Annotated in this window: 26 protein-coding genes and 1 other RNA gene; 20 read left to right on the top strand and 7 right to left on the bottom strand. The window is 41.4% G+C overall.

Annotation, left to right across the window (positions count from 1 at the left end):
* Nucleotides 1-50: 50 nt before the first annotated feature.
* The gene (locus tag CSV70_RS03780) at nucleotides 51-725 is read right to left on the bottom strand and encodes a DNA-3-methyladenine glycosylase family protein (protein ID WP_158232368.1); all 675 of its coding nucleotides are present in this window, start codon (nucleotides 723-725) and stop codon (nucleotides 51-53) included.
* 38 nt (nucleotides 726-763) lie between these two features.
* The gene (locus CSV70_RS03775) at nucleotides 764-3,025 is read right to left on the bottom strand and encodes an ATP-binding cassette domain-containing protein (RefSeq protein WP_099628157.1); all 2,262 of its coding nucleotides are present in this window, start codon (nucleotides 3,023-3,025) and stop codon (nucleotides 764-766) included.
* Nucleotides 3,026-3,415: 390 nt separating this feature from the next.
* Between CSV70_RS03775 and rnpB the strand changes: the two genes are divergently transcribed.
* The 3 genes from rnpB (at nucleotide 3,416) to CSV70_RS03760 (ending at nucleotide 7,024) form a co-directional block, all read left to right on the top strand.
* An RNA gene (gene rnpB, locus CSV70_RS03770) (RNase P RNA component class B) lies at nucleotides 3,416-3,791 on the top strand.
* A 141-nt stretch (nucleotides 3,792-3,932) separates the two neighbouring features.
* Nucleotides 3,933-5,060 carry a THUMP domain-containing class I SAM-dependent RNA methyltransferase gene (locus CSV70_RS03765; RefSeq protein ID WP_085133431.1) on the top strand — a complete coding sequence of 376 codons (1,128 nt, stop codon included), beginning with the start codon at nucleotides 3,933-3,935 and terminating at the stop codon, nucleotides 5,058-5,060.
* Between the two features lie 62 nt (nucleotides 5,061-5,122).
* Entirely contained in the window at nucleotides 5,123-7,024 is a 1,902-nt protein-coding gene (locus CSV70_RS03760; RefSeq protein ID WP_099628158.1) for an ATP-dependent DNA helicase, read from the top strand.
* Nucleotides 7,025-7,083: 59 nt separating this feature from the next.
* On the opposite strand, the gene CSV70_RS03755 is transcribed toward CSV70_RS03760, so the two are convergent.
* Nucleotides 7,084-7,542, bottom strand: coding sequence for a chemotaxis protein CheX (locus CSV70_RS03755; protein WP_099626455.1), 459 nt, complete (start codon nucleotides 7,540-7,542; stop codon nucleotides 7,084-7,086).
* A gap of 257 nt (nucleotides 7,543-7,799) precedes the next feature.
* On the opposite strand from CSV70_RS03755, the gene CSV70_RS03750 reads away from it, so the two are divergent.
* The 9 genes from CSV70_RS03750 to CSV70_RS03710 all read left to right on the top strand — a co-directional run bounded on the left by CSV70_RS03750 (nucleotide 7,800) and on the right by CSV70_RS03710 (nucleotide 16,455).
* Nucleotides 7,800-11,393 carry a dynamin family protein gene (locus CSV70_RS03750; protein WP_099660778.1) on the top strand — a complete coding sequence of 1,198 codons (3,594 nt, stop codon included), beginning with the start codon at nucleotides 7,800-7,802 and terminating at the stop codon, nucleotides 11,391-11,393.
* Complete coding sequence (locus CSV70_RS03745; protein WP_099660777.1) at nucleotides 11,390-12,214, top strand: sulfurtransferase; 825 nt, start codon at nucleotides 11,390-11,392, stop codon at nucleotides 12,212-12,214. The genes CSV70_RS03750 and CSV70_RS03745 overlap by 4 nt, the downstream gene beginning before the upstream one ends.
* A gap of 6 nt (nucleotides 12,215-12,220) precedes the next feature.
* A complete protein-coding gene (locus CSV70_RS03740) occupies nucleotides 12,221-12,820 on the top strand; it encodes a metallophosphoesterase family protein (protein WP_099628162.1) in 600 nt (199 codons plus the stop codon).
* Nucleotides 12,821-13,042: 222 nt separating this feature from the next.
* A complete protein-coding gene (yghU, locus tag CSV70_RS03735) occupies nucleotides 13,043-13,831 on the top strand; it encodes a glutathione-dependent disulfide-bond oxidoreductase (RefSeq protein WP_099628163.1) in 789 nt (262 codons plus the stop codon).
* Between the two features lie 169 nt (nucleotides 13,832-14,000).
* Nucleotides 14,001-14,243, top strand: coding sequence for a hypothetical protein (locus CSV70_RS03730; RefSeq protein WP_099628164.1), 243 nt, complete (start codon nucleotides 14,001-14,003; stop codon nucleotides 14,241-14,243).
* Between the two features lie 281 nt (nucleotides 14,244-14,524).
* Entirely contained in the window at nucleotides 14,525-14,689 is a 165-nt protein-coding gene (locus tag CSV70_RS16425; protein WP_158232367.1) for a hypothetical protein, read from the top strand.
* A 198-nt stretch (nucleotides 14,690-14,887) separates the two neighbouring features.
* A complete protein-coding gene (locus CSV70_RS03720; RefSeq protein WP_144038236.1) occupies nucleotides 14,888-15,340 on the top strand; it encodes a hypothetical protein in 453 nt (150 codons plus the stop codon).
* A gap of 365 nt (nucleotides 15,341-15,705) precedes the next feature.
* On the top strand, nucleotides 15,706-15,915 hold the full coding sequence (locus tag CSV70_RS03715) for a hypothetical protein (RefSeq protein WP_099628167.1): 210 nt from the start codon (nucleotides 15,706-15,708) through the stop codon (nucleotides 15,913-15,915).
* A gap of 219 nt (nucleotides 15,916-16,134) precedes the next feature.
* Nucleotides 16,135-16,455 carry a hypothetical protein gene (locus CSV70_RS03710; RefSeq protein WP_099628168.1) on the top strand — a complete coding sequence of 107 codons (321 nt, stop codon included), beginning with the start codon at nucleotides 16,135-16,137 and terminating at the stop codon, nucleotides 16,453-16,455.
* Between the two features lie 321 nt (nucleotides 16,456-16,776).
* On the opposite strand, the gene CSV70_RS03705 is transcribed toward CSV70_RS03710, so the two are convergent.
* Nucleotides 16,777-17,178 (bottom strand): reverse transcriptase-like protein, encoded by a 402-nt coding sequence (locus CSV70_RS03705; protein WP_099628169.1) that lies wholly within the window; start codon nucleotides 17,176-17,178, stop codon nucleotides 16,777-16,779.
* 109 nt (nucleotides 17,179-17,287) lie between these two features.
* On the opposite strand from CSV70_RS03705, the gene CSV70_RS03700 reads away from it, so the two are divergent.
* A complete protein-coding gene (locus CSV70_RS03700; protein WP_099626468.1) occupies nucleotides 17,288-17,485 on the top strand; it encodes a zinc-finger domain-containing protein in 198 nt (65 codons plus the stop codon).
* A 52-nt stretch (nucleotides 17,486-17,537) separates the two neighbouring features.
* Here the strand turns inward: CSV70_RS03700 and CSV70_RS03695 are convergent, their stop codons facing one another.
* Nucleotides 17,538-17,774, bottom strand: coding sequence for a cold-shock protein (locus CSV70_RS03695; RefSeq protein WP_085133447.1), 237 nt, complete (start codon nucleotides 17,772-17,774; stop codon nucleotides 17,538-17,540).
* A gap of 242 nt (nucleotides 17,775-18,016) precedes the next feature.
* On the opposite strand from CSV70_RS03695, the gene CSV70_RS03690 reads away from it, so the two are divergent.
* On the top strand, nucleotides 18,017-18,394 hold the full coding sequence (locus tag CSV70_RS03690) for a CidA/LrgA family protein (protein ID WP_099626469.1): 378 nt from the start codon (nucleotides 18,017-18,019) through the stop codon (nucleotides 18,392-18,394).
* Nucleotides 18,391-19,083, top strand: a complete 693-nt coding sequence (locus CSV70_RS03685) for an LrgB family protein (RefSeq protein ID WP_099628170.1) — start codon at nucleotides 18,391-18,393, stop codon at nucleotides 19,081-19,083. Before CSV70_RS03690 ends, CSV70_RS03685 begins: the two co-directional genes overlap by 4 nt.
* 13 nt (nucleotides 19,084-19,096) lie before the next feature.
* On the opposite strand, the gene CSV70_RS03680 is transcribed toward CSV70_RS03685, so the two are convergent.
* Together CSV70_RS03680 and CSV70_RS03675 are read right to left on the bottom strand one after the other, a co-directional pair.
* The gene (locus tag CSV70_RS03680; protein ID WP_085133450.1) at nucleotides 19,097-19,636 is read right to left on the bottom strand and encodes a transcription repressor NadR; all 540 of its coding nucleotides are present in this window, start codon (nucleotides 19,634-19,636) and stop codon (nucleotides 19,097-19,099) included.
* Nucleotides 19,637-19,652: 16 nt separating this feature from the next.
* Nucleotides 19,653-20,804 carry an IscS subfamily cysteine desulfurase gene (locus tag CSV70_RS03675; protein WP_099628171.1) on the bottom strand — a complete coding sequence of 384 codons (1,152 nt, stop codon included), beginning with the start codon at nucleotides 20,802-20,804 and terminating at the stop codon, nucleotides 19,653-19,655.
* Between the two features lie 108 nt (nucleotides 20,805-20,912).
* On the opposite strand from CSV70_RS03675, the gene nadC reads away from it, so the two are divergent.
* The 5 genes from nadC to CSV70_RS03650 all read left to right on the top strand — a co-directional run bounded on the left by nadC (nucleotide 20,913) and on the right by CSV70_RS03650 (nucleotide 26,664).
* Nucleotides 20,913-21,761, top strand: a complete 849-nt coding sequence (gene nadC / locus CSV70_RS03670; RefSeq protein ID WP_099628172.1) for a carboxylating nicotinate-nucleotide diphosphorylase — start codon at nucleotides 20,913-20,915, stop codon at nucleotides 21,759-21,761.
* Between the two features lie 5 nt (nucleotides 21,762-21,766).
* Complete coding sequence (nadA, locus tag CSV70_RS03665) at nucleotides 21,767-22,876, top strand: quinolinate synthase NadA (RefSeq protein WP_099628173.1); 1,110 nt, start codon at nucleotides 21,767-21,769, stop codon at nucleotides 22,874-22,876.
* Nucleotides 22,877-23,209: 333 nt separating this feature from the next.
* On the top strand, nucleotides 23,210-24,301 hold the full coding sequence (gene proB / locus CSV70_RS03660) for a glutamate 5-kinase (protein WP_099628174.1): 1,092 nt from the start codon (nucleotides 23,210-23,212) through the stop codon (nucleotides 24,299-24,301).
* 19 nt (nucleotides 24,302-24,320) lie between these two features.
* Nucleotides 24,321-25,565: a glutamate-5-semialdehyde dehydrogenase gene (locus CSV70_RS03655; RefSeq protein ID WP_099628175.1), complete on the top strand. Its 1,245-nt coding sequence runs from the start codon at nucleotides 24,321-24,323 to the stop codon at nucleotides 25,563-25,565.
* 19 nt (nucleotides 25,566-25,584) lie between these two features.
* Nucleotides 25,585-26,664: a branched-chain amino acid aminotransferase gene (locus CSV70_RS03650; protein WP_099628176.1), complete on the top strand. Its 1,080-nt coding sequence runs from the start codon at nucleotides 25,585-25,587 to the stop codon at nucleotides 26,662-26,664.
* Nucleotides 26,665-26,676 lie beyond the last annotated feature (12 nt).

The following is a 26,676-nucleotide window of genomic DNA, read 5'->3' as shown; positions in this document are numbered from 1 at the left end:
AATTTGACATAGGAGAACCGTCACAGTAAAATGTGGCGGTTCTTTTTGGATTATGGAAGTCTATTTCTCGTTTCCATTAATTCCTCCATTGAGTCAAAGTCTTGAACAAAGCCCAGATGAATTGCTTCCCAAAGATAATGGGACACAATCGAGCGATAAGGCATCCATTGAGGGGATTTCTCAACAAGTAATTGACGCCGCTCCGACTTTTCAACGCCATACAGCCATTGTGCAGACCGTTGGATTCCTACATCGTCGATCGCAAGCACGTCTTGGCGGCCGAGTGATAAAATCAAAAACATTTCTGCTGTCCATTTACCAATGCCTTTGACATTAGTTAATTGTTTGAGAATTGCGTCATCATCATAGGCTGCAATATTCCTGAGATCCAGTTCACGATTCACAATTTTATCCGCAAGATCTTTTACATATTCCGCTTTTCTCATAGTTAATCCAACTTCTCTCAACTCTTCTTTAGAAGTGACTAACAATCCGTCAACCGTTATATGTCCTCCAAGCAAATCCAACAAACGTGTGTAGATGGCACTTGCAGCACTGACTGAGATCTGTTGGCCGATAATCGAACGTACAATGGAAGATAAATAATCTGATCGTAACGGAACTTCAAAATCACCAATTAGTGAAATCAACTGTTTAAGCTTTGGATCTGTTGCACATATAGATTGAACTGCTGGATCCTGTGTACGTATATGAAGTTTCTCCAAGTCGCTCACCTCTTCTATTGATGGCAGATGGTAAAGAGTCAGACACCATCCTTTAACCACTTCGCCGTTAGCGTGTCTGCCGACAAGATTTCTTGCGGTGTCCCTTCAAAAAGTATGGTTCCTCCACGTTTGCCACCGCCTGGACCTAGTTCGATTATCCAGTCACTCGCTGCAATGAAGTCTAGATTATGTTCAATGATTAGTACCGAATTTCCTTTGTTTACAAGTTTTTGGAACAATTCGAGTAGTTTACTATTATCGCTCATATGCAATCCTAATGAAGGTTCATCCAATAAATAGATTTGCCCTTCATTCTGTAAGTGACTCGCCAGTTTGAGTCGTTGTATTTCTCCACCGCTCAATGAACTGGTTGTTTGTCCTAATGTAAGATAATCTAAACCAACTTCAGCTAGCATATCCATTCTTTTTACTATCTTGGGCATGACAAAATACTCTTTAGACTCGTCTACTGTCAACTCTAAGATGTCTGCGATGTTTTTCCCTTGGTACATATAGGAAAGAGCCTCATCGGAATAGCGTAATCCATCACAAGATTCGCATACAACAGTTACGGGATCCGCAAATGCCACATCTGGAGTGGTGACTCCTTTCCCATCACATACTGGGCAAGCCCCTAACGAGTTAAAGCTGAATAGTCCAGCAGGCTGTCCCGTTTCTTTCGCGAGGATCTGCCGGATGTCGTCCATGATTCCCATATAGGTAGCTAGCGTGGAGCGACTAGAAATTCCGATACGGCCTTGACTTACTTTGATTAGATCGGGATATTTTGCCGAGAATGCGTCAAAAAGTAGAGAACTTTTACCTGAACCTGACACGCCGCAGACGGTAACGAAAACGTTTTTAGGGATGTCAATCGATACATCCATTAAATTGTTATTATTCGCCCTAGTAATGGTGAAATAATCGTTTGACCGACGTGGATGCTGATTGATTTTCAGCTTGTGATCCAGTTTTGTTAAAGCAGAAGCTGACAATCCATCAGGCTCTCCTTGATAGACAATTTCTCCACCCGCGGCACCTGCACCCGGACCCATTTCCACAATCTCATCCGCTACCTTTATAACGGATAGATCGTGTTCAATGACAATAACAGTATTATGATTAGCTTTCAGACTTCTGAGCATCTGAATGAGCATATCCACTTCTTCCGGATGAAGCCCCGCGCTTGGCTCATCGAAAATATAGGTGATATTGTTTAAGCTGCTACCTAAATGCCGAGCAATTTTCACTCGTTGTGCTTCTCCGCCCGAAAGAGTTCCCATTTTTCTTGATAGACTTAAATAGCCGAGTCCTAAGTCTATCAATTGCTGTACATTCGGGATCGCCTGTTGCGCAATGGACTCACCTAGAGGATCACGTATGTTTTTCAGTTCGGGCAGAAGCTCTGTCAGTTCCAATTTATCGTATTCGGCAATATTAAAACCGTTAATTTTGCACTTCAATACTTCTGGATTCAATCCTGAACCATCACAAGTAGGGCATAATGCATGTGTAGATACTGCCAGTACATCCTCTTGCGAAGTTTGTTTAAGTTTTGTGATATCCCGATTAATATAAAGACGTACGAATCTAGGCAATAAACCATCCCACTCATGATCATGCGGACCATCTTTCGTATGGAAGGGTGCAAACACCCTTTCACCTTCAGGAGGTCCATAGATCAATAAATTATATTGATCTTGTGGATACTCTTTGATTGGCAGATCGGGGTCAAATAATCCACCTGTCATCATCCACCTACCTTGCCAACCAGAAGGGGACAGTGGCTTAAACTTTACAGCGTACTCTCGAAGTGACTGGTCCAGATCAATCATTTTATGTAAGTCAGGGTACACGACTTCGCCGAATCCATTACACTCTGGACATTTGCCAAATGAACTTTGACTCGAGAAATCCGTAGCTGAACCAATGGCAGGTGTCCCGATGCGTGAAAACAAAAGACGAATTAATGGATGAATATCCATATACGTCCCGACTGACGAGCGAGAATTGCCTCCAACAGGCTTTTGTTCCACAACAATAACTGGACTCAAATGCTGCATTAAATCAGCACGTGGCCTTTCATAACGAGGCATCTGGTTTCGTACATACAGCGGATAGTTCAACGTCATCTGTCGTCTACTTTCCGTAGCCAGCGTGTCGAACACAACCGAGCTCTTCCCCGATCCTGATAAACCAGTAAATACCGTGATTTTTTCCTTCGGCAAGTTCAAATCTATATGTTTTAAATTGTTTTCTCGGAGTCCCCGTAAAACAATTTCATCTTTGACTTCTTTCATAATAATAGTCCTCCTTCAAACCATAATTACTAGTCTTGCTAGATGATTTCCCTATTTTGACGAAGTTACACTATACGATTAAATTTGTGTCGTTATTAGTTGGAGAATTGAATAATTACTGTGTAAGAACTTATCTGCGCTCATTAATTCGTAGATGCGCTCATACTTTCGCTTCAACCGCTCTTAACTTCCAATAATCGCTCATACCTCATCCAAATCCGCTCTATACTCAACTCTAACCGCTCACTAACTGTATTTAACCGCTCATTACGCAAAAAAATCTACACTAATTCATTCTCCACATCACGCCAACTAATTAATCTGCCTTATTCCAAACGAATTTATTGTATAACTAACTGATTTGGTGTATACTCAGGAGTGCCATAGAGAGTATTCAGGTAATCGCTGCAACTTCGGTTGTAGAGGAAAGTCCATGCTCACACGGATCTGAGATGACCGTAGTGTTCGTGCTCGGTGAAAAAATAAGCCGGGGCAATGCATTTGCATTGATGGCGGGAATAACTCCTAAGTCTTCGGATATGGACTAGATTCTCTGAAAGTGCCACAGTGACGTAGTCGGCATGGAAACATGTCGAGTGGAACGGGTAAACCCCACGAGTGAGAAACCCAAATTATGGTAGGGGCGTTCTTCCGAAAGAATTCAATGGAGGAAGGAACAGGCAATTGTCTGTAGATAGATGATTACCACTTCAAGTACGAGGCGCGAGCCGTTTGAGTACCGAAGAACAAAACATGGCTTACAGAATACTCTATGGCATTTACCTTACAATTAGCTCTCCTACAGTTTTGGGAGAGTTTTTCTTTTTATAGAAACGAACGAATACATATACCTTTCCAAAGATCGAAAGGACATATTGACCAGAAGTGAAGAATGGAGTGTAGAAACATGAGTGAATACAATTTAGTAGCAACTGCTGCGATGGGACTTGAATCTATCGTCGCGTCTGAAATAAAAGATCTTGGCTACGATTGCCAAACAGAGAACGGGAAAGTCTATTTTACGGGTGACGAAGAAGCGATTGCGAGAACGAATATGTGGTTGCGTGTAGGCGACCGTGTACGAATTATTGTGGGCGAATTCAAAGCCTTTACATTTGATGAGTTATTCGAACGGACGAAAGCTTTGCCCTGGGAAGAGTTCTTGCCGGTAGATGCAGCATTCCCCGTTTCAGGTAAATCGGTTAAGTCAAAATTATTCAGTGTACCTGACTGTCAGGCGATTGTGAAAAAAGCGATCGTTGAACGATTGAATAGTGCGTATAAACGAACTGGATTTTTAAGTGAATCAGGACCACTTTTTAAATTAGAAGTTTCTATATTAAAAGATCAAGTAACATTGACAATAGACTCAAGCGGCCAAGGCTTGCATAAACGCGGCTACCGTATGGCACAAGGGGATGCACCGCTAAAGGAAACGATGGCTGCTGCACTCGTTAAACTTTCTAAGTGGAGTCCGAATCGTCCATTTGTAGATCCGTTCTGTGGTTCTGGTACGATTGCTATCGAAGCGGCCATGATTGGACAAAATTTAGCGCCAGGTTATAATCGTTCCTTCTTAAGTGAAGAATGGCCTTGGATGAAAGCGGATGTGTGGGATCGTGTTCGCGAAGAAGTCGAGGACGTGGCGAAGTATGATTTAGCACTTGATATTCGCGGGTTTGATGTAGATCACAATATCGTCTCTGTTGCACAGCGTAATGCTATGGAAGCAGGATTTACAGACTTGATTTCATTCGAACAGCGAGACGTGCGTGATTTGATACTGGAAGGACAAAATGGAGTCTTGATCGCCAATCCGCCATATGGTGAACGACTTGGTGAAGTGGAAGAAGCAGAAGATATTGCCGGAGTACTTGGTGAGATTATGAAACAGTATCCATCATGGTCAGTATATATTTTATCTTCACTTGAAAACTATGAAACGATGTATGGCAAACGTGCAACCAAAAAACGTAAACTATTTAACGGCTTCATCCGTACTGATTTATATCAGTTCTGGGGACAGCGTTCATAATTAGACGGGCAGGAAGAGGAGTAGATCCCTCTTCCTTTCGCTTGCATTCAGGAGGAGTCAGTATGAATACAAAAATTCCATTTGAGTTGGATAAAGGGCAAACGTTTTATGAATCTCTCAACGATTGGCTCGGGGATACGTTATATGACGATTTAACAGAAAAAGGATTCGAATGCCGTGATGAGCAAATTTATATGGCATTTCAAATAGAAAAAGCACTCAAAGAAAAAAACGTCTTGCTTGCAGAAGCGGGAGTGGGTACGGGGAAAACGATTGCGTACTTATTGCCAGCTATTGCGTATGCGCGTTATACAGGGAAGCCAGCGGTGATTTCTTGTGCTGATGAAACTTTGATCGATCAATTGATCAAAGAAGAAGGCGATATTCAGAAGTTGAGTACCGCACTCAATATGACAGTGGACGTCCGTTTGGCGAAAGCACGTAATCAGTATATTTGTTTAAAACGTCTGGAAGAAACTAGTATGAAGACGAACGAAGATTTTGTCGATTTAGTTGAAGATCAATTGCCAGAATTTGTCCATGCAGAGCGTTCATTGCAGTCGGTATATCCTTACGGCGAGCGTTCAGATTATCCATATTTGGCTGATGAAGAGTGGGAAATGATCAATTACCACCCGATTATGCAATGTGCGGCTTGTGATATTCGTAATCGTTGTGGGCAAACGATTCATCGTAATCATTATCGGGAAGCTGCTGACTTGATCATTTGCTCACATGACTTCTATATGGAGCATTTGTGGACGAAAGAATCACGTGCTAGACAAGGGCAACTGCCTTTATTACCGGAAGTATCGATGGTCGTGTTTGATGAAGGACATTTACTTGAGTATTCCGCTCAGCGTGCATTGACATATGAAGTACAAGAACAAACGATTATCAACTTGCTAGAACGTATTATGGTGGACGGCATCCGAGAGAAAACATTGCAGTTAATGGAGCAATTGCTCGAGACGCATGAATTATTTTTCAAGCAGTTGAAAAGTAATGCCATTCAACATGACAATGAGCGCTTAACAATTGATAAGAATCAGGAAATGATGAAGTATGCTAAAACAGCAGTTTCATTATCTCATGAACTTCTTGAAGAATTTGTTTTTGAAGGTGAATTATATGTTATTCCTGAATATGACTTGAAAATTGTCGAAGAGTATTTGGAACAGTACATTTATTCAATGGAGCTATTTGCGGGTGACAACGATGCGGTAGATTGGCTTGAAAATCGCCGTGAAGAAAGCACACTGCTCATTATGCCAAGACTTGTAACGTCCATCTTGAAAGAGAAGTTATTTACAGGAACGATGCCGATTATCTTCTCTTCAGCTACTTTGTCAGTTGAGAAATCATTTGATTACTTAGCGTACAGTTTAGGAATTGTAGATTATCAATCATTCTCTATTGCATCGCCATTCGACTATGAAAATGTTATGAAAATTCATTTGGAACAAGGGAATACGGATGAGAACATCACACGTCTTTCCGAACTACTTGAAGAAGAGGAACAGACATTGGTATTGTTCGGTTCCAAGCAATCGATGATGGAAGCCTACGATCAATTACCACTCGAACAAAGCGTCATGGTGACCTATGAAGGGGAACGCTCACTCTCATCATTGGTGAAAGATTTCCAGCAACGTAAAGTAAATGTCTTCTTCTCCTATCATTTGTGGGAAGGTCTAGATTTGCCAAACGAAGCGTTAACTCGTGTTATCATCTTTGACTTGCCGTTTCCACCGCATGATCCGCTATTCCAAGCTAGAAGGGAATTTGCGGAAGATCCGTTTGACGAAGTGGATCTACCATTTATGCTGTTGCGTTTGCGACAGGGAATTGGTCGATTGATCAGAACGAGTGATGATTACGGTTCGATTCATTTATTTGTAAAACCGGAGAGTATTGAATTACTGCCAGTTATTGAACGTGTACTGCCTGTACCATTTTCGTGAACAGTATAGAAAAAGCGTGCAGACGTCGGAGGTTCGACATCTGCACGCTTTTTTGTCTGTTATCGTTCTTCGTCAATGGTAAGCAATAAATTTAACGTCTGACCATCTTCAAATTTTACAGGGATTTTAAATGCTTGCTTAAAGCCATAAAATTTTGTTTGTCCCGTCATGACAGTAGGCGGTGAAATATCTAGCGTCAGATCCGCTTTTTCCAATACAGTACAAAGATTTCCCGCAATCATATTCCCGAGTTCTCCAGTGAATGACTCAGCCATTTCCCCTTCGATCTGCATACCGAACATGGCTAAACCAATGTCACTAATAATGGAATGTGTAGGCTCTACAATTAAACGACCTTTAATATCTCCAATTAGGCCGATCAATACACTGATTTCACGTTGTTCATACGGTTGCTGTATAAGGGCGGGGGAAAGCACTTGGAACTTTAATGGAACTACGGTAGTAAGAGAAGCTATCGTTGCATGTAAAACTTTTTGTACATTTGTTGCTGTATCCATCTAAAGAAACACCCTTTCGCGAACGGTTAATTAGTTCAATTATATCACTTGTAGTGTCTAAAAGACTAGATAATTTTAACGGAGTAGTTACAGCTCCACTCTTCATTCGAATTCTTCAAGATTCGCTGACTTTATTTCATTTAGAACAACTGCATCATACCTCCTTGGTTTTAAAAGTAATACTTATAAAGTAACTATCTATTTTTTCACGCATTAATGGTATGATGAGATGAGTTAAAATTGAAAGGACGACGATTATGTCTACAAACCATGAATTTTTACAGCAATCCGCTACATATGGACAGATTTTTTCCAACAATGAAGATGATGAACGCAAAGCAAAGACGACATTACTTGCTAATAAAATAATCGACAAAGAATATACGATTGCTTTTGCCGGACACTTTTCGGCAGGAAAATCTTCGACAATTAATGCTTTAACAGGAGACGACCTTTTACCATCCAGTCCTATTCCGACAAGCGCGAATATTGTGAAGGTACATAAGGCGGATGAAGATTATGCGATTATCCATCGCGTCGATGGAAGTGCAGTGAAATTCAGTGGCCATGGTTTCTCTGAAGGTGTGAAAGCGTACAGTAAGGATGGCGCTGAAGTCTCATTGGTTGAAATCGGCCATACCGAATCCAATTTACCTGAAGGAATTACGGTAATGGATACACCAGGCGTTGACTCAACAGATGATGCACATAGACTATCTACCGAGTCTTCATTGCACTTAGCGGATCTTGTATTCTATACGATGGATTATAACCACGTACAATCTGAAATGAACTTCCGATTTACAAAAGAATTAATGCGCTATAATAGTAATGTTTATTTAATTATTAATCAGATCGATAAGCATCGTGACAGTGAATTATCATTCGATGAGTTCAAAAAGTCTGTTGAAGACTCGTTTAAGTTATGGGGGGTAGAACCAAAAGGGATTTTCTACACGTCATTGAAACAACTGGATCACCCGCATAATGATTTTGAAAAAGTCAAAGCGATTGTTGACGGTTCAATTGAACACCGAGAAGAGAATTTCGAACAAAATATTGAGCAATCGTTATTGAAATTAAAAGATGAGCATATGAAATATCTTCAGCAGCAAGTGGATGACTTGAAAGAGAATCATTCAGAAATCCTTAGCGAACCCGAGTGGGATCAGTTTGAAGAGTTGAATCAAGATTTGAAAGATGCAAAAAAACGTTTGGAATTAGTCTCAGGTGACGAATTCTATGTGAATTTCGAGAAAGAACGCAATGAATTATTGTCGAACGCAGGACTGGCACCGTTTGAAACGAGAGAATTACTGAAAGATCATTTGGAAGCCAAGTCACCGAAATTCAAAGTAGGCTTACTATTTGGTGCGAAGAAGACAGCGGAAGAGCGCGAAAAACGTCGTCAAAAGCTAGATGATAATATTTCAGGTTTAGCGCATACACAAATCGAAATTTATATGAAAACGTTGATGAAAAGCTCACTAAAGCAAGCCGGAATCTTAACAGATGAGCGTTCACTTGCGATTGACAATATGGATCTGACACTACCGTTTGACAAAGTAGATGAGCAACTGCATGTACAAGAAGTGATTACTGGCGAAACCATTTTGAATTATGCAGAGCAAATGAAGCGTGCCATTCATTTAGTGTATAAACGTAAAACGGATAAATGGAAACAAGAGATGTCTGTCATCGCGAAAGAATCGGGTGGTGAGCAATCGGGACCTCTTGTTGAAACGATTGCCGTGCTACAAGAAAAAGTAGATGCACTAAAAGAAATGAATAAGTGGAAAGAGCGTATGGAATGGGTTGATAAAGAAATTGCTAATCCTTCAGCGCCGACACGTATGGGCCGCGATCAACTCGTTACTAAGTGGGAACAGCCTAAAACAATCGAAACAATCGATTATGTAGCGAAAGTAGAACAGCAAGAAACGACTGCTGAAGAAGTGGAAGAAATAGTGGAAGAAGAACGTCAACTGGTTGATTCAGAAACAGCTATCGTACATGCGCAACACATTGCCGAGTCGGTCGAGGCCATTCCTGGTTTTGCAGAAACGGCATCGTATTTGATGACGAAAGCAGACCGCTTAAAAGGACAGGAATTTACAGTGGCATTGTTTGGCGCATTCAGTGCGGGGAAATCTTCCTTCTCAAACGCGTTGATTGGTGAAAAAGTGTTACCTGTTTCACCGAATCCTACAACGGCTGCGATCAACCGAATTCGTCCAGTAAGTGAAACGCATTTGCATAATACTGCGGATATTCACTTGAAGGATGAAGCGACGATGACAGAAGACGTCGCGTTGTCATTCGGTGCACTCGGTATCACTATTTCTTCACTGGAAGACGCCTTCAATAAAACAGATGTCGCTATGAAGCAACCTCTTGAAGATGAGAACTTGCACATCCATAAGTCATTCATCAGCGCATTTCAGAGAGGGTATCCACTTTATACGCCTGCACTTGGGACGACGTTGACGGTAGAGCGTGAAGAGTTTACGAAATTCGTTGCACAGGAAGAGCGTAGCTGTTTCGTCGACTCCATCGATTTCTTCTATGATTGTCCGTTAACTCGCCACGGAATCACATTGGTGGATACACCAGGAGCGGATTCCATCAACGCGCGTCATACCGACGTAGCGTTTGAATATATCCGTAATGCCGATGCAATTCTTTTCGTAACATACTATAACCACGCATTCGCACGTGCTGACCGTGAATTCCTTATCCAACTGGGCCGTGTCAAAGATGCATTTGAACTCGATAAAATGTTCTTTATCGTCAACGCGATCGATCTTGCTTCGAATGAAGAAGAAGGCGAAGAAGTAAAAGGCTTCGTTGCCAATGAATTGCAGAAATTTGGAATCCGCAATCCACGCGTACACGGTATTTCAAGCCTTGAGGCATTGGAAGGCAAATTGACACAACAACCGAATCCATTGATGGCCGATTTTGAAGAGAAGTTTTATTCATTCCTCGAGCATGATCTACGTGCGCAAGTCGTGCAAGCACTGGAAGAAGAAACGACGAAAACGATCGATCGTCTAGCTTCATTGATCGACAGAACGATTCAGAACCGTTCACGTAAAGCAGAAAGACTAGAAGAACTCGCGACTGCTGAAGTTGCAATAAAAGAACGTTTCGAAAAGAGTGCAAGTGAGATTTTAGTGAAATCCACTCAAGATGAATTGAGTGAACTTGTCTATTATATTTTACAGCGTGTATTCTTACGTTTCGGAGATTTCTTCAAAGAGGGATATAGTCCGTCGACATTCGCGAAGAACTCATCGGATAAAGCATTGAAAATCGCATTGGCGGAAACAGTCAATATGGTAGGCTTTGACTTGACGCAAGAATTAAAAGTAACAAATTTACGTATTCTTCAGTACATGAAGAAACAATTGCTAGAACGTCAACGCATGGAAGTTCGTTCATTAGCCGATATGGACCAGTCGATCGTGCCTTCTCCATACGAGCCGAACGATAAAGATATGTTGTCATTTGAGACGCCATATGAAGATCCTATGGTCTACAGCGCAGTGAATAAATCGTTCAAAAATCAAAAGGCGTTCTTTGAACGCGGTGATCGCGATATCTTGAAAGTGAAGCTGGAAGAAATATTGAAAAAAGATGCGTCGAGCTATCTTGGCGATCAGAAAGAACGTATTGAAAAGTGGGCAGACTTATGGATTGACGACGAAGCAGAAGCATTACGCGTTCATTTATTGCAGGAAAGTCTTGTGCAAATTGAATCGGAGCGTACATTGCTTGATGGTTCGGAGCAGCTGGAACACTGGCAAAAAATCTATGAAAAAATCCGTCAAGAGGAGTTGGTTCAATGACACAAGTATTTGTATCTATTCACCATATAGAGACAAGTCACGCGAAATGGATCGATGCACGCTTTTCATTGCAAGATGAAAAACAAGGGAAACGTGATTATCAAAAAGAGCACGTAAAAGACGCGATTCATTGGGATCTAGAAGAAGACCTATCCGGTGCTTCTGTAGAAGGTGGACGTCATCCCTTGCCTTCTGCTGAACAACTGACTGAATTATTTCGTAAGAGTGGACTGGAACGTACAGATACGATTTTGATCTATGATGAGGGCGGCGGTCCTTTCGCAACACGTGCTTGGTGGATGTTGCAGTATGGAGGTTTCACGAATGTGCATGTCGTAACAGAAAGTTATACAGAATTACGCAAAAACGTGGACGTAACGTCTGATTCTGCTACGCCTGTACGCTCAACGGTGGATCCAGATTGGCAAGAGCACCTATACGCTAGTAGAAGTGAAGTTGAAGAAGTTGTGGCGGGCAATCGACCGTCTCAACTTGTCGACGCACGTTCTGAAGTTCGCTACCGTGGGGAAAAAGAGCCGCTTTATCATAAAGCAGGCCATATACCGACAGCGCGAAACTTCGATTGGGAACAACTGAAGCGAGACGGACAGTATGATGTGCAGCACGCAAAAGAGCAATTACAACAGATTGTCTCTCCTGAAGATGATGTCATCGTCTACTGTGGCAGCGGCGTAACGGCTTCCCCTTTATTCGCGGCACTTAAAGAGCTGGACTATTCAAATGTGAAATTATATGTGGGCAGTTTCAGCGACTGGATATCTAAAGATGATGCACCAATTGAAACCGCAATAAGGGGTTGATACACGATGCAATTCGCATTGCTGGGAGATATACATTCATCCAAAGAAGATTTGCAAGCCGTACTGGCACACGTTGCTGATGAAGCACCTGAAGCAACTATCATCGGGACGGGCGATTTATATGAATGCACAGTCAGCAAAAAAGACCTTCATGGGCAGATTTATCCTACTGTCGAAGAAGTGATTAAACATTCAGCTGGCATCGAAAAGCTGTTAACTTTTCCATCCATCTATGGCAATCAAGAAGAACGTATTCTGTTGCTGACAAAGCAATCAGAACCTATACGAAACGTCCTAAATGGCTTGCCTGAAACTCTGATCGCTGATGAAGCGACGATCATTCATGGTCACCAGTGGCCGCATAAGCAAGCTGACGCATGGCTGGCTGAGCATCTACCGGAAGCACACCTTGTCTTTCACGGGCATACCCACCAATCAGGCTTCACGAGCGAAGGACAATCCGTACCAATTAGCTGGAACGACGAGATGTCAGTGAAAGGTTCTCGAACTGTTATCAACGTAGGGGCTGTAGTGGGTTCTAGAGAATGGGTGTTATTTGATTCTGAAAAACAAAATGTTAGATTTATGAAAGCGTCAAATAGCTAAGGGATTCATGTCTAGCTCTTTTAGTTGAGTAGTGAATAGTAAAATAGTAAGTGAAGCATCGCATTTTGCGGTGCTTTTTTTATTTTTTGAAATATATTTGGATATCTTTGGTTTAATGACGTTGAAGGTTAAAGAATTATAAATGGTAAACTAAATAGTAGGAATAGTTTTATACTGTTAGTATGATGGAGTCAATAAATAGATAGTAGGAGGAGTGTTCAGATGACAAAATATGAATTATCAAACGTGTGGAAGTGGGAAGCAGAGAATTCGAATAGAGGTGGAAATCGTCCGACAGCCGGTGAACGTTTTGAACAAAAACTACCTGTCGGAGAGGCGCCGTTCCAACTCTATTCACTCGGAACGCCGAACGGTATTAAAGTGACGATTATGTTGGAAGAATTAAAAGAGTTGGATGTCGATGGTGCAGACTATGATTTGTATGAAATCAATATTGGTGCCGACGAACAATTTGGTTCAGATTTTGTCAACATCAATCCTAATTCTAAGATCCCAGCCCTAGTCGATCAAAGTCAAAGTCCACGTGTGGAAATTTTTGAATCAGGGTCGATTTTGCTTTACTTGGCTGAGAAATTTAATAAACTGATTCCGACAGATATTCACGGACGGACAGAAACCCTTAATTGGCTCTTCTGGCAAATTGGGGCGGGTCCTTATATTGGTGGAGGGTTTGGTCACTTTTTCGCTTATGCGCCAGAGCCTATGAAATACCCAATTGATCGTTTTACTATGGAAACGAAACGTCAATTAGACTTACTAGATAAAATATTAGCTCAGCGCTCTTATATTGCTGGTGATACCTATACTATTGCAGATATTACGATATGGTCTTGGTACGGACGTTTAGCTTTAGGGGAATTGTATGAAGGCTCTTATGAATTTTTAAACATGGATGAATATACCCATCTCTTGGAATGGTCTCATCGCATTGCGAAACGACCAGGCGTTCAAAAAGGTCTTGCAGCAGAGTATCAGTCGCTTGGGGAGTAATTTTTAAAAAATAATGTATTGAGGTTTTTCTTTTTTACAATAGAATTGAACCCTTATATAGACATATCAAAGACAACGGAATAGTGGTTTATTTAACAATGGGTGCGATTCTTGTATAAGAGTTTTGCACCCAATCCCTATATTGGGCTATTTAAAGGAGTTCAAACGAATGAATTACAGCTACGAGGAATTTCTTGAAGACTTAGATGCAGAAAGAGAGATTCATTTTATTTATAAAAATGAAAAGTACTATATGGATGCCGGAACAGGTAGATTTATGTTTTGGAAGTTCTATGATGCCGCAAGTGAAATTATAGGAGAAGACAGCAATGATTTACTTCGAAAAGTTATTCTGGAGGGGAAACAAATAAAGGAAGTATGGAACTTACTGGAGATTGATGGCACTTTCTAGATGGCAAGTGGTTCAATCAGCAATCGGGCCAAAAAGTACGGAAAAGGTGATTTGGACGGATACAAAGAAAAGGATGGAAATATCTATACGCATTTGCTCCTTTCACTCTGGAAAGGTTCGAAGTACGATAGTAAATTGCGTGAATTATCTACAGAAGAGTTGTTGAATTTAATAAAAGGGCTGTATATATTGAGGAGAATAAAAAGTTAGGATGAGGGGTGAGTATTTGCATATTTTTTCTGGAAAACTTTTTCAGAAAACTATATAAAGGAGTGCTTGGAATGAATGAAAAAGAGTCTTCAAATAAAAACTTTTTAAACACCACGCTTACTTTCTTTGGGCTTATCTCAATTTATACACTTATTCTTAATCCAGATGTAGGTATAAAAGAAATAAGTTTAATGTTGTTTTTTACACTGATTTTCTGGCTACTTAATAAGTTTTAAGAAAAAAGAAAAGACCAGGAAAAACAAAAAACACACTTGCTTTTTATGGTATTATCATCTGGAATAATATAGAAAAGGGGAGGTGTCATGTCAAATAAAAATGTAAAAACGCTCAAAGTGGTATTTCTTTGTTTTATGTTACTACTTACTGGAGTATTTTTTACTGCCTGTTCAAACGCTGAGGCAGAGGGGCAAAACGTGGGTATTGTCGAGAAAGTCCTTAAGCTTCAATTCAACAGGCCTGACCAAAAGATTATAGATTTGCTTCAGAATCCTGATTACACAAAGGTCGTAGATGGAAAGGAAGTCAATGATGAGTTAGACCAGTACATCACAGAAGTATACGGAGATTATTTCACGAAAGACTATCTAGTCCCATTCTTTCAAACATCAGGGCTAGTTTATCCGGTTGCGGCAGAACTTTCTGGTTACGAATTAAATTTGAAAGACACAGTCGTTAAACAATCTGAGAAGGCTTCCAACAGATATACATTCACTGCAACTGTCGGTTATATACAAGATGGTGAGAAAGAAAAGACGGCAGATGTATCAGGAGTTGTCCTGTTCTCTACTAATGAAAAGGGAAAGATCGGCAAGTTTGAATATGTTGAAGACAACGGATTTTATAAAGAATTATCTTCAGGTGAATAAAGACTTTTCTTCAATCCGGGGCAATTTTTGAATAAGGATTATGCCGTTAAAGGGTCAAATTTAATGAATCAGTATGAATTTCAGGTTTCTAAATAGGTGATAAGATGGCAAACAATAATTGTTTAAAAATATGTTTTTAGCAATATCAGGCATGATTCTAAGTTGGATAGTCATCCGCTTCTTCACAAACGAATTTGGAATAGGCTACCTGACATTTTCGCTATTCGGTTTCCAGCTAGGCTTTCTAGTTAAAAGAGATAAGAAGGAAGAATGAAAAGAGTGTACGACTATCGGTGGCAATAACGGAAATTGAGTTGTGCTTTAAACGGGCCATTTTATGCAGAACAAGTGCGAGGGGGATTATTATGTTATTTAATAAAGAACATCCGTGGCGTTGGGCTATCGGAGGTTGGGGAGCGTTTATTGTGGCAACAATTTTGTTCCTAATATTTGATTTTAATATTTTAAATATATATTGGGTACTTGGTTTATTAACAGCAGCAATAATTCTAACAATTGGAAACGCCGTTTACGTTATTTATACAAAGCGAAAGTCCAAGGAAGGTAAAATATGAAATCTTAGTTTTAGTTAATAATATATGGGTTTGTTTGGAGTAATTCAAGATAGTATTTTTGCAATAAGGCACTTTACTTGAAGATTGTTGAGCTGCTTCAGGCAAATTAGATACTGAATCCCTATTTGCGATTCTAATTGAAGATTAGTAACTTAAAACTGAAAAGGTTAGGTCAATAGACTATACCTTTTATTTTCATTTTAGAGGAGGAAAGTGATTATGTTAGATGGTTTTTTTGATTGTAATCCACTTGCCATAATCCGTTTTAAGATTGACGACGAAAAAGAAGAGCATGGGGAGTATATGGGTGGATTTTCAACTTGGGTTCCCGATGAATTGACTGAACACCTAGAACATAATTTCGGTAAGGTCACACTTGTTCAACAAACCGAAACCAGGATTCGGTACACTTACAAGTTTGGGGAAAAAGGCAGGAAGAGAGAAGGGAAAATACTTGTGACGTTCGATTACTTGTGGGATCAGAAAGCGGAGAGGGTTGATAAACTTGTCCCTTATTGGATTCCAAAGGGGCGGCAGTAACATGGGACAGTAATTAGGAAATTAATTCGTAAGCCTAATTACCGAATGCTCAATTATTCTAGCTCAATCAACGGGCGCGGCTGTGGCACAAGATTAACCTAGTCGCTTAGTTGATCTTCGCTACAGCCGGCGACTCCGGGAGGTTCACTGCCCGCCCATAGGACGCGCGTCCGGCTGCAACGCAGATCAACGGGTTGCAGCCATTTAACCCCTACACGTAAGCTCATCATGAAAAACGACCTGTACGAATAAAAGTAAAGCACAAGCAGTACACTCTTTTAGTGTCGAATTCTCAAATGACAACAAAACATCCCGCCTAGTTTATTCCTTTTTCTTCTTCTGCAACAAAATCGCTTGCCGCGCAAGTGTATCTGCCGTCTTGTTTGTACTGTCCGCAATCCACTTAATAAAGAAAAAATCAAACGTCGCCGCGAGTCTTAATGCCTCCTTCAAATGAGGTACATACTGCTCGTTCTTGACAAATTCCTTCTCCATCGACTTGACGACCACCGTCGAATCCGATCGCACCGACACCATGCCTGTTGTCAGCTTAGATGCCTCCTCAAGACCTCTCACAAGCGCTTGAAACTCCGCATGATGATTATTCGTCGGATCAATCGACTCACTAATCCGGACATCCTGACCTTCCCCTTTAATATATACACCAATTCCGCTCAACCCAGGATTACCTGCGCTAGCACCGTCTATGTACACTTCCAACATGAGATTTTTCTCTCCAATCTGGTAATAAAATGTAAAAAACGTAGAAACACTTGCAACATCCCGTTAGCCGACTTAAAATAGAAAGAAGAAAGGTGGGAGTTCTTTTCTAATGAATAAAGTAGTTGTCATGAAAGAAATCAATCAATTGCTCGATATATATTGTGAAGGTTGTTACGTGAAAAAACAACTAACAAACGAACGTGGCAAAACAGGCGCTCACCAATTTTGTATTTCTGACTGTACTGTAGGAAACCAGTTGCAATTCCTTGGAAGAGAAATCAACAAGATCAGTACTGCATCCAAATAAATAACGAAAAAGCATCCCGCAACTGCGTGGATGCTTTGTTTATGTTATAAATTCAGCTGTTTACGTCGAGATGAGGTTGCACTTCATCCTCAAGAGTCGATACGTTAGCCGCCTGTGGACCACGATTTCCTTCAATTACTTCAAAAGAAACTGTTTGACCTTCAGCCAGTGTCTTAAATCCATCTGTAGCAATTCCTGTGAAATGCACAAAAACATCTTCACCATCATCTGCTTCGATAAATCCATACCCTTTGTCACTGCTGAACCACTTCACTTTACCTTGGTGCATAATAATTCCTCCTCGGCAATTAGAAATCCATCTCCACACGTAACGTACAAGTCTACTACTGACAACTTGCCCAATACGGCTTCTTACACTATACATGAGTGGGCCGAGCGTGTCAATGTTAGAAGGAATATTCTGATTACTATTCAAAAATAGCAAGGAATGTATTGGTTTTTATCTGACTATTCCCTATAATGAAGAAGTATTCATTTTTATACATAAGAATCAGATAAGGAAGTGTTGGAGTGAAAATTGTCATCCCGCTTTTGCAAGTAGGAATTTTATACATACTATTTCTAACAGGTGAGTTTTTACGCGCCAAACTATCCATTCCTTTGCCGGGGAGCATTATCGGTTTGCTCGTGTTATGGGGACTGTTATCGATCAAAATCATTCCACTGCGCTGGGTGGAAAAAGGTGCATATGTATTTCTATCGACTTTGCCACTGTATTTGATTCCCGCAACGGTTGGCGTGATGGATTATGGTCATGTGTTCGCAGGTAAGGGAAGTCTACTGATCGTGATCACAATCGGTAGTACGTTGATTACGATGATCGTCGCCAGTCTGGTTAGCCAATTTATGGCCAAGCGCCATGTGAAAGAGGAGGGGACTCTTTCATGAATACAGTAGTACTTGCCTTCACGATGATAGTGTTAACGGTTATTCTTTATTTTGTGATGAACGTCGTCTACGTAAGGTTACGTTCGCCGTTTCTAGTACCTATCCTGACAACGACTATCGCAGTCATTGTCTTGTTATCGTTATTCGATGCGTCATATGAAACGTATATGGTAGGTGGTAAATGGATTGACGCGTTGCTTGGCCCTGCGATCGTCTCACTTTGTATTCCACTCTATAAGCAACGGGATGTCATCAAAAAGAATGTATTGCCCATCTTTGGTGGAGTCGTGGTTGGAGGTGTGGTCGGAATGTTGACAGGTGTCCTCGCAGCGAGATGGGTCGGATTTTCGACCGAACTTCTAGCGAGTATTTTACCAAAATCCATTACTTCCCCAATCGCCATGCAAATAGCGGAAGAACTCGGTGGCATACCTTCGCTAGCGACGGTATTTGTCATTATCGCCGGACTTGCTGGAATCCCCATGGGTCCTTGGATTAATCGCTGGTTCAAGATTGATACAGCGATTGGTCAGGGCATTGGCCTTGGAGTGGGTGCGCACGCGATTGGAACTTCTAAAGCGCTTGAATACGGGGAACAAACGGCTTCCATGAGTTCGGTTGCCATGACTTTATCGGCGATTATCGGCGCGCTTGTCGGTCCTATATTTGGTATTTGGTTGTTTCCATAGAAAAGCGGAATTCCTATTCAATTAGGAATCCCGCTTTTTTTAATGCTTCTTCCGCATCGTGTAGTTGTTCTGGTCGTGGAGCAGAAATAGCGTGTAAATGAATCCCGCTTTCGTCCAAATTCAATAGATAAGGAGCTTGTGCCTGCTGGATCTGTTCGATAAACGTTTTGACTTCTTGCCGGTTCGATACCATGATCGATGCGCGCACATCGCCGTACACAGGATGTTCTACCCGTACATCTCTGACAGTTACACCGTGATCGACTAAAATATGCAATTCTTCTTCAGTTTGTTCAGGAGCGTGTTTACAGACGATGATTTTTTCAATGTCTTTTACACTTTTAGTTGACTGCGTGTATAAGTATCCTTGATTCGTCGCCATGATGGGTTCGTCTTTTGCTTTCAACAAATTAATATCACTAACGATTACTTGTCTGCTGACTTTTGTTAAATCACCTAATTCTGCACCTGTAACGGGATGATTTGCTTCCTTTAACGTTTGGAGAATCAAATTTCGACGCTGCTCTCCTGCCACTTTTGCTTTTTGTCGCAAAAATCTCACCTGCCATCTATAAAATATCTATCGGGATTTGTGCAGTAGGTGTTAATACTGCAACTTCAAGCAACGCTTTTGCCAGTTGGGTGACGTTTTCACTAGTTGATGTCTCACCAAATGAAATCCGAATGAATCCTTTCGCCAAATGGGCGGGGATATTCATCGCAGTCATTGTCATTGATGACTGTTGTTGACCGACCTGACAAGCACTACCTGTCGATATCGCAAATCCTCTTCTATTTAATTCTAACATAATGAGTTGTCCTTCTGAGTGTTTGGCGCATAGACCGATAATTTGCAGAAGTTGATCAGATGTCTGGAGACCGCCATAGAAAGTGAATACATCTTGCTGGGTAGAGAGTATATCAATAAAGAGAGAGCGTAATGTAGCGTACTTGACTTCATTACTATTTGCCAGCTCAGCTGCCGTAACGAATGCGGCAATTCCCGGTACATTCATCGTTCCACCTCTAAATCCTTTCTCTTGTGTAGCTCCTGGAAATAGCGGAACTGCACGAATATGTGGATCGATATAGACTGCACCAACCCCTTTTGGACCATGCACTTTATGGCTTGATACGGACAGGCTGTCTACATATGGAGAGATGGCGCGCACAGATAATTTACCAAAAGATTGTACACAGTCACTATGCAAATAAATCCCTTTAGGTTTTATTAGTTCAGATATAGATCGGATCGGTTGAATGGTACCGATTTCTGGATTGCAGTGTTGCACGGATACGACAGTCGTTTGTTCTGTAATGGCATTTTCGAGAGCTAGTAAATCGATGAAGCCTTTCGTTGTAAAAGGAATGAACGTAACAAAGAACCCTTGTCTTTCCAGGTACGCTGCAGCTGAATGGAGAGAAGGATGTTCTGCAGCGGAAAGAATAATATGCTGTCCTTTTTTCTTTGCCGACTCAGCTAAAGATAATAGTGCAAGAATGTTACTTTCCGTACCACCCGAAGTGAAGTATATCCCTTCAGGACGTACCCCTAAAAGTGCAGAAAGGTTTTGTCTGCTATGAGACAAGATGTTTTGCGCAGCCCCTCCTGCGTCGTGGAGGCTCGTTGTGTTACCAAACTGTTGTTGAGAGACCGACACATAGACCGAGGCGGCTTCCTCACGGAGAGGCGTCGTGGCTGCGTAATCAAAGTAATGCAATTGAATGACCTCCTGCAATAAATAGTATATTCATCTTGTCATATAACTGTTTATATGTAAAGATAGATGTAAAGACACTAAGTAAAAAGAAGGGTCGTAGGACTGCACATGAATAGAATCAAATTGGTCTCAATGCTTGAACAGTTTTTCATAGAAGACGTGGGAGATGGAGATCTATCGGCTAATACATTATTTCCTGCTGATGCGATAGGTGAAATGCAAATCATCTCTAAAACTTCAGGAGTATTTTGTGGAGTAGATGTCATCACGACAGGTTTTCAAGTGATGAATCCATCTATAGAAGTCGAATGTCTAGTAGAAGATGGTGAAAGAATAACAGATAAGCAAGTACTCGCGATTGTTAAAGGTTGTGTTAGAGATCTATTAACTGCGGAACGAGTAGTACTGAATTGTATTCAGCGGATGAGTGCCATTGCAACGAAAACTGCTGATCTAACTGCATTATTGTCCAGAACGAAGACGAGAGTTTGTGACACACGCAAAACAGCTCCTGGGCTCCGCATGTTAGATAAATATGCAGTCCGTACAGGCGGTGGATTTAATCATCGCAATGGCTTGTATGACGCAGTGATGCTAAAAGATAATCACTTGGCTTACGCGGGTTCTATTACGAATGCCGTGCAACTACTGAGAACACGTTTAGGTCACACAGTGAAAATAGAAGTAGAAATCGAATCTCTAACGCAACTACAAGAAGCTATCGAAGCAAACGTGGATATTATTATGTTTGATAACCGGTCGCCACAAGAAATTACTGACTGGTTGCCATTAGTACCTGCTCATATCATGACAGAAGCTTCGGGCATGATTACAGAAGACACCATCGCTTCTTATGGCAAGACAGGAATTGATTACATATCGGTCGGCGCACTGACACATTCCGTAATGGCAGCTGACATTAGTGCTACTATACAACTCACTACGCAGGAGGACTGAAGAACATGTCGATGATGGAACTTGTAAGAGAACAGGCAAACGCTATGTTGCCAGAACAGTATAAACAGTTTACGGTTAGTGAAATGGAAGAAAAGATTCGGACCATTAAACAAACATTAGGGAACAAATTATTTATTCCTGGCCATCACTACCAAAAAAATGAAGTGATTCAATTTGCAGATGCTACGGGAGATTCTTTGCAATTAGCGCAAATCTGCGCAGCAAACGAAGATGCCGAACATATTGTGTTTTGTGGCGTGCACTTCATGGCGGAAACGGCGGATATCCTAACAACGGAAAATCAAAAAGTCTATTTGCCTGATATGCGTGCTGGTTGTTCGATGGCTGATATGGCGGATATCTACCAGACGGAACGAGCGTGGATTGACTTGCAAGCACGTTTTGGAGATACGATTCTTCCATTGACGTACGTCAATTCAACGGCAGCAATCAAAGCATTTGTCGGACGTAATGGCGGTGCAACAGTGACATCGTCAAATGCCAAAGAAATCGTTCAATGGGCTTTCACTCAGAAAAAACGTATTTTATTCTTACCTGATCAGCATTTAGGGCGCAACACAGCGTATGGACTTGGTGTGCCTCTCGATCACATGGCTTTATGGAATCCTATTACAGATACTCTCGAATACGCTGGACAAAACGAAGAGTGTCAAGTGATATTATGGAAAGGACATTGCTCGGTCCACGAAAACTTCACGGTAGAAAATATTCGACAGTTACGTGAAAATGATCCTGATCGTCGTATTATTGTTCACCCGGAATGTTCTCACGAAGTCGTGATGAAATCTGATGATAATGGTTCAACGAAGTATATTATTGATCAAATTGAATCCGCCGCTCCTGGAACGAAATGGGCGATCGGAACAGAAATGAATTTAGTCAACCGTCTGATGGAAAATCATCCGGATCAAGATATCATTTCATTAAACCCTTTAATGTGTCCTTGTTTGACAATGAACCGTATTGATTTACCTCATTTACTTTGGAGTCTTGAAAGTATCATAGAAGGCGCGGAGCAAAATATTATCCAAGTGGATGAAGCTACTTCCGCGGATGCGATTGATGCGCTAAACCGTATGTTGCAACGAAACTAACGTAGCTGCGCTTGACAATTACTCTGAATATTGTATGATTGGGAAAATGATATTGAATGTTGAAGAAGGATCAGTAGATAAATAGCATGTGTTAGAGAGCGGAATCCATCGGCTGGAAGTTTCCGTCGCAATGCCTTGTCGAACCTGCCTTTTGAGTCCTGTGAAAACACAGGCGCGCACCTTGGCGTTAGAAGGAAAGCGGGATTCATATAAATGGATCCAATGATGGTGGCACCGCGGAAGTTATGTCCTTTCGTCCTGATTATATCGGGACGATTGGGCTTTTTTATTTCCTAAAAGCAGATGATATGGAGAAATGGAAGGCGAATGTATATGAAAAGACAACGAATCGTTGTGAAAATCGGTAGCAGCTCGTTAACGAATGATAATGGAGAAATCGATCAAGTGAAATTCAATGATCATGTCGATGCCTTGGCGATGCTAAAAAACGTTGGACATGAAGTCATTGTCGTCTCTTCAGGAGCGGTCGCGGCAGGCTTTGCCCGTCTCGGTTATTCTTCCCGTCCACAGACCATAAAAGGTAAGCAAGCCGCAGCGGCAGTAGGGCAGAGCTTATTGATACAGTCCTATATTGAAAGATTTAGCGCACATAAAGTAATACCAGCACAGATCTTATTGACGCGTCATGACTTTGCCGATCGTGATCGATACCGCAACGCATTTGCGGCGATGTCTGAATTACTTGACCGTGGTATTATGCCGATCATTAATGAAAATGATACGGTGTCCATTGACGAGTTAACATTCGGTGATAATGATATGCTATCCGCATTAGTCAGTGGTTTTCTACACGCGGATCAGTTGATTATTTTAACCGATGTCAATGGCATCTACACAAGTAATCCACGAACAGATCCAGACGCTATACGATTGACTAAGTTGGATGAAATTACAGATGAATTACTGGGCGGTGCTGATGATGTCGGCTCAAAAGTCGGTACAGGGGGCATGCGTTCGAAGATACTGGCTGCAAAAACTGCTCACACATTGGCAGTTCCAGTATTCATTGGAACAGGGCGTGGTCCATCAAAATTACTGGACATTTTAAAAGGTCATGGAGATGGTACATATATTTCCAGTCCTGTTGCCAATACGATCAATACGAACCGTCAATGGATTGCACTTCATTCCGAATCAACTGGACGTCTATATGTGGATAAAGGTGCCGAAGAAGCCATTGTGCATAACGGCCGCAGTTTATTACCCGCGGGTGTCTTTAAAGTACAAGGTGACTTTGGTATTGGCGAAGTCGTGGAAGTGTTCGGTTTAGATGGTTTGATCGGTAAAGGGGAAGTCACCTATTCATCTGAACAATTAAAACAAACGATATCCAATAAGGATAAATTGGAAGAGTTCAAACCGATGCTAGAAGTCATTCACCGAGATCGCTGGGTACAAGTATAATTAAAGGAGAGAAGTTATTATGAGTGAAATTAAAGCTAAAGGCAAGGCTGCTAAAGAAGCGAGTATTGAACTGAACGTGGCAACGACAGAAGAGAAAAACCATGCATTGCAATTGATTGCCGATCAATTATTGGAAGAACAGGATCAATTGCTCACGGAGAATAAAAAGGATATTGAAGAAGGTCGTGAAAGAGGAATTGACTCGGCGGTTCTCGATCGTATTTTATTGACGCCTGATCGTATTGAAGCGATGGCGGAAGGTGTTCGTCTACTAATTGATTTACAAGATCCAATTGGAGAAACGCTTGAAGAAATCCACAAAGAGAACGGATTACATATTGTCAAGAAGCGCGTGCCGATTGGCGTCATTGCAATGATTTATGAAGCACGACCGAATGTCACGATAGATGCTGCGTCCTTGGCTTTGAAAACAGGGAATGCGGTCGTGTTGCGCGGAAGTTCGTCTGCGAAATATTCCAATTTGGCCCTATGGCGTGTTATTCAACGCGGACTCGAAAAAAGTTCATTACCAGTCGATTCTGTTCAATTAATAGAAGACACGAGTCGAGAAACAGCGAAAGAATTGTTCACACTCAATGACTATTTAGATGTCTTGATTCCACGTGGCGGAGCTAAGTTGATACAGACTGTTATCCGTGAGTCTACAGTACCGGTGATTGAAACAGGGGCGGGGAACTGCCATGTGTTTATCGATGAATCCGCAGATGAGAAAATGGCGATTGATATAGTAGTCAATGCCAAAACCCATCGCCCGTCGGTTTGCAACGCGATCGAAACCGTTTTGATCGATTCCAACTGGTTGGCGCGACATGGAAAGCGTTTGATTAAAGCATTACGTGACCAAGACGTGCAACTACAAGGGGACGATCAACTACAGGCATTTGATTCAGATGTCGCAGCGGTTGAACAAAATGATTGGTCAAATGAATACCTGGACTTGACATTACGCTTGAAGAGCGTGGAAAATGTACAGCAAGCATTAGATCATATAGCAACATTCAGTACGAAGCATTCAGAAAGCATTATTACACAGACGGATGCACATGCTGAGCAATTTTTAAATAACGTAGATGCGGCAGCTGTTTACGTTAATGCTTCCACACGCTTTACGGATGGTTTTGAATTCGGTTATGGTGCTGAAATCGGTATCAGTACACAAAAGCTTCACGCGAGAGGTCCAATGGGATTAGAAGCATTGACTTCTTCGAAATTTGTAATTCGGGGAACTGGACAAATCAGATAATATTTAGGAGGGTTTATTTATGGCCAATGAAAAACATATTTTACACTATGAAACTTCCGCACCAAAAGACAAACCAGCAGCGGATGATTCACTCGCTTTCGGAACGATTTTCACAGATCACATGTTTGTAATGGACTATACAGATGGAACGGGATGGCATGATCCTCGTATTGAGCCGTATAAGCCGTTTCTTTTAGATCCAGCCGCTATCGTGTTGCATTATGGGCAAACGGTTTTCGAAGGGTTGAAAGCCTATTTAAACGAAGACAAGGAAGTAGTTTTGTTCCGTCCAGAGGAAAATATGAAACGCCTGAACCGTTCAAATGATAGATTATGCATGCCGATGTTCGATGAGAAATTCGTATTAAGCGCACTAAAGGAATTGATTTCTGTTGATAAAGATTGGATTCCGGATAGAGCAGGGACATCACTTTACGTCCGTCCTTTCATTTTCGCTACACAGCCTTATTTAGGTGTAGCTCCTTCTAAAACGTACCGCCTAATGATCATTTTATCGCCGGTAGGCCCATATTATAAAGAAGGAGTTAATCCGGTCAAAATTGCAGTTGAATCAGAATATGTCCGTGCCGCAGTAGGTGGTACAGGCTCTGCGAAAACAGCTGGTAACTATGCAGGCGCGATGAAAGCTCAAGAAGTGGCGGAAGCGGAAGGGTATTCACAAGTTCTGTGGCTGGATGCAAAAGAACATCGTTATATAGAAGAAGTGGGAGCGATGAATGTATTCTTCAAAATCAATGGAGAAGTTATCACCCCAAGCCTCAATGGCAGTATTTTGGAAGGTATCACGCGTAAGTCCGTTATCGAGTTATTGATCGCTTGGGATATTCCAGTTACAGAACGTAAAGTGTCCATCGATGAAATTATGGAAGCCAATCGAGAAGGCACATTGGAAGAGGCATTCGGTACAGGAACAGCTGCTGTTATTTCTCCGATAGGTGAACTATTCTTTGAAGGTGAAAAATGCGAGATCAATCAGAATGAGATCGGTGAACTTTCGCTAAAGCTTTATGAGACGATTACAGGCATCCAGACTGGAAGAATAGAAGATCCATTTAACTGGGTCGTGCCGGTAGACTAATTTCCTTCACAA

The organism is Sporosarcina sp. P25 (assembly GCF_002743235.1).
GTDB classification, from domain to species: Bacteria; Bacillota; Bacilli; order Bacillales_A; family Planococcaceae; genus Sporosarcina; species Sporosarcina ureae_B.
This window is presented reverse-complemented; position numbering and strand designations above follow the sequence as displayed.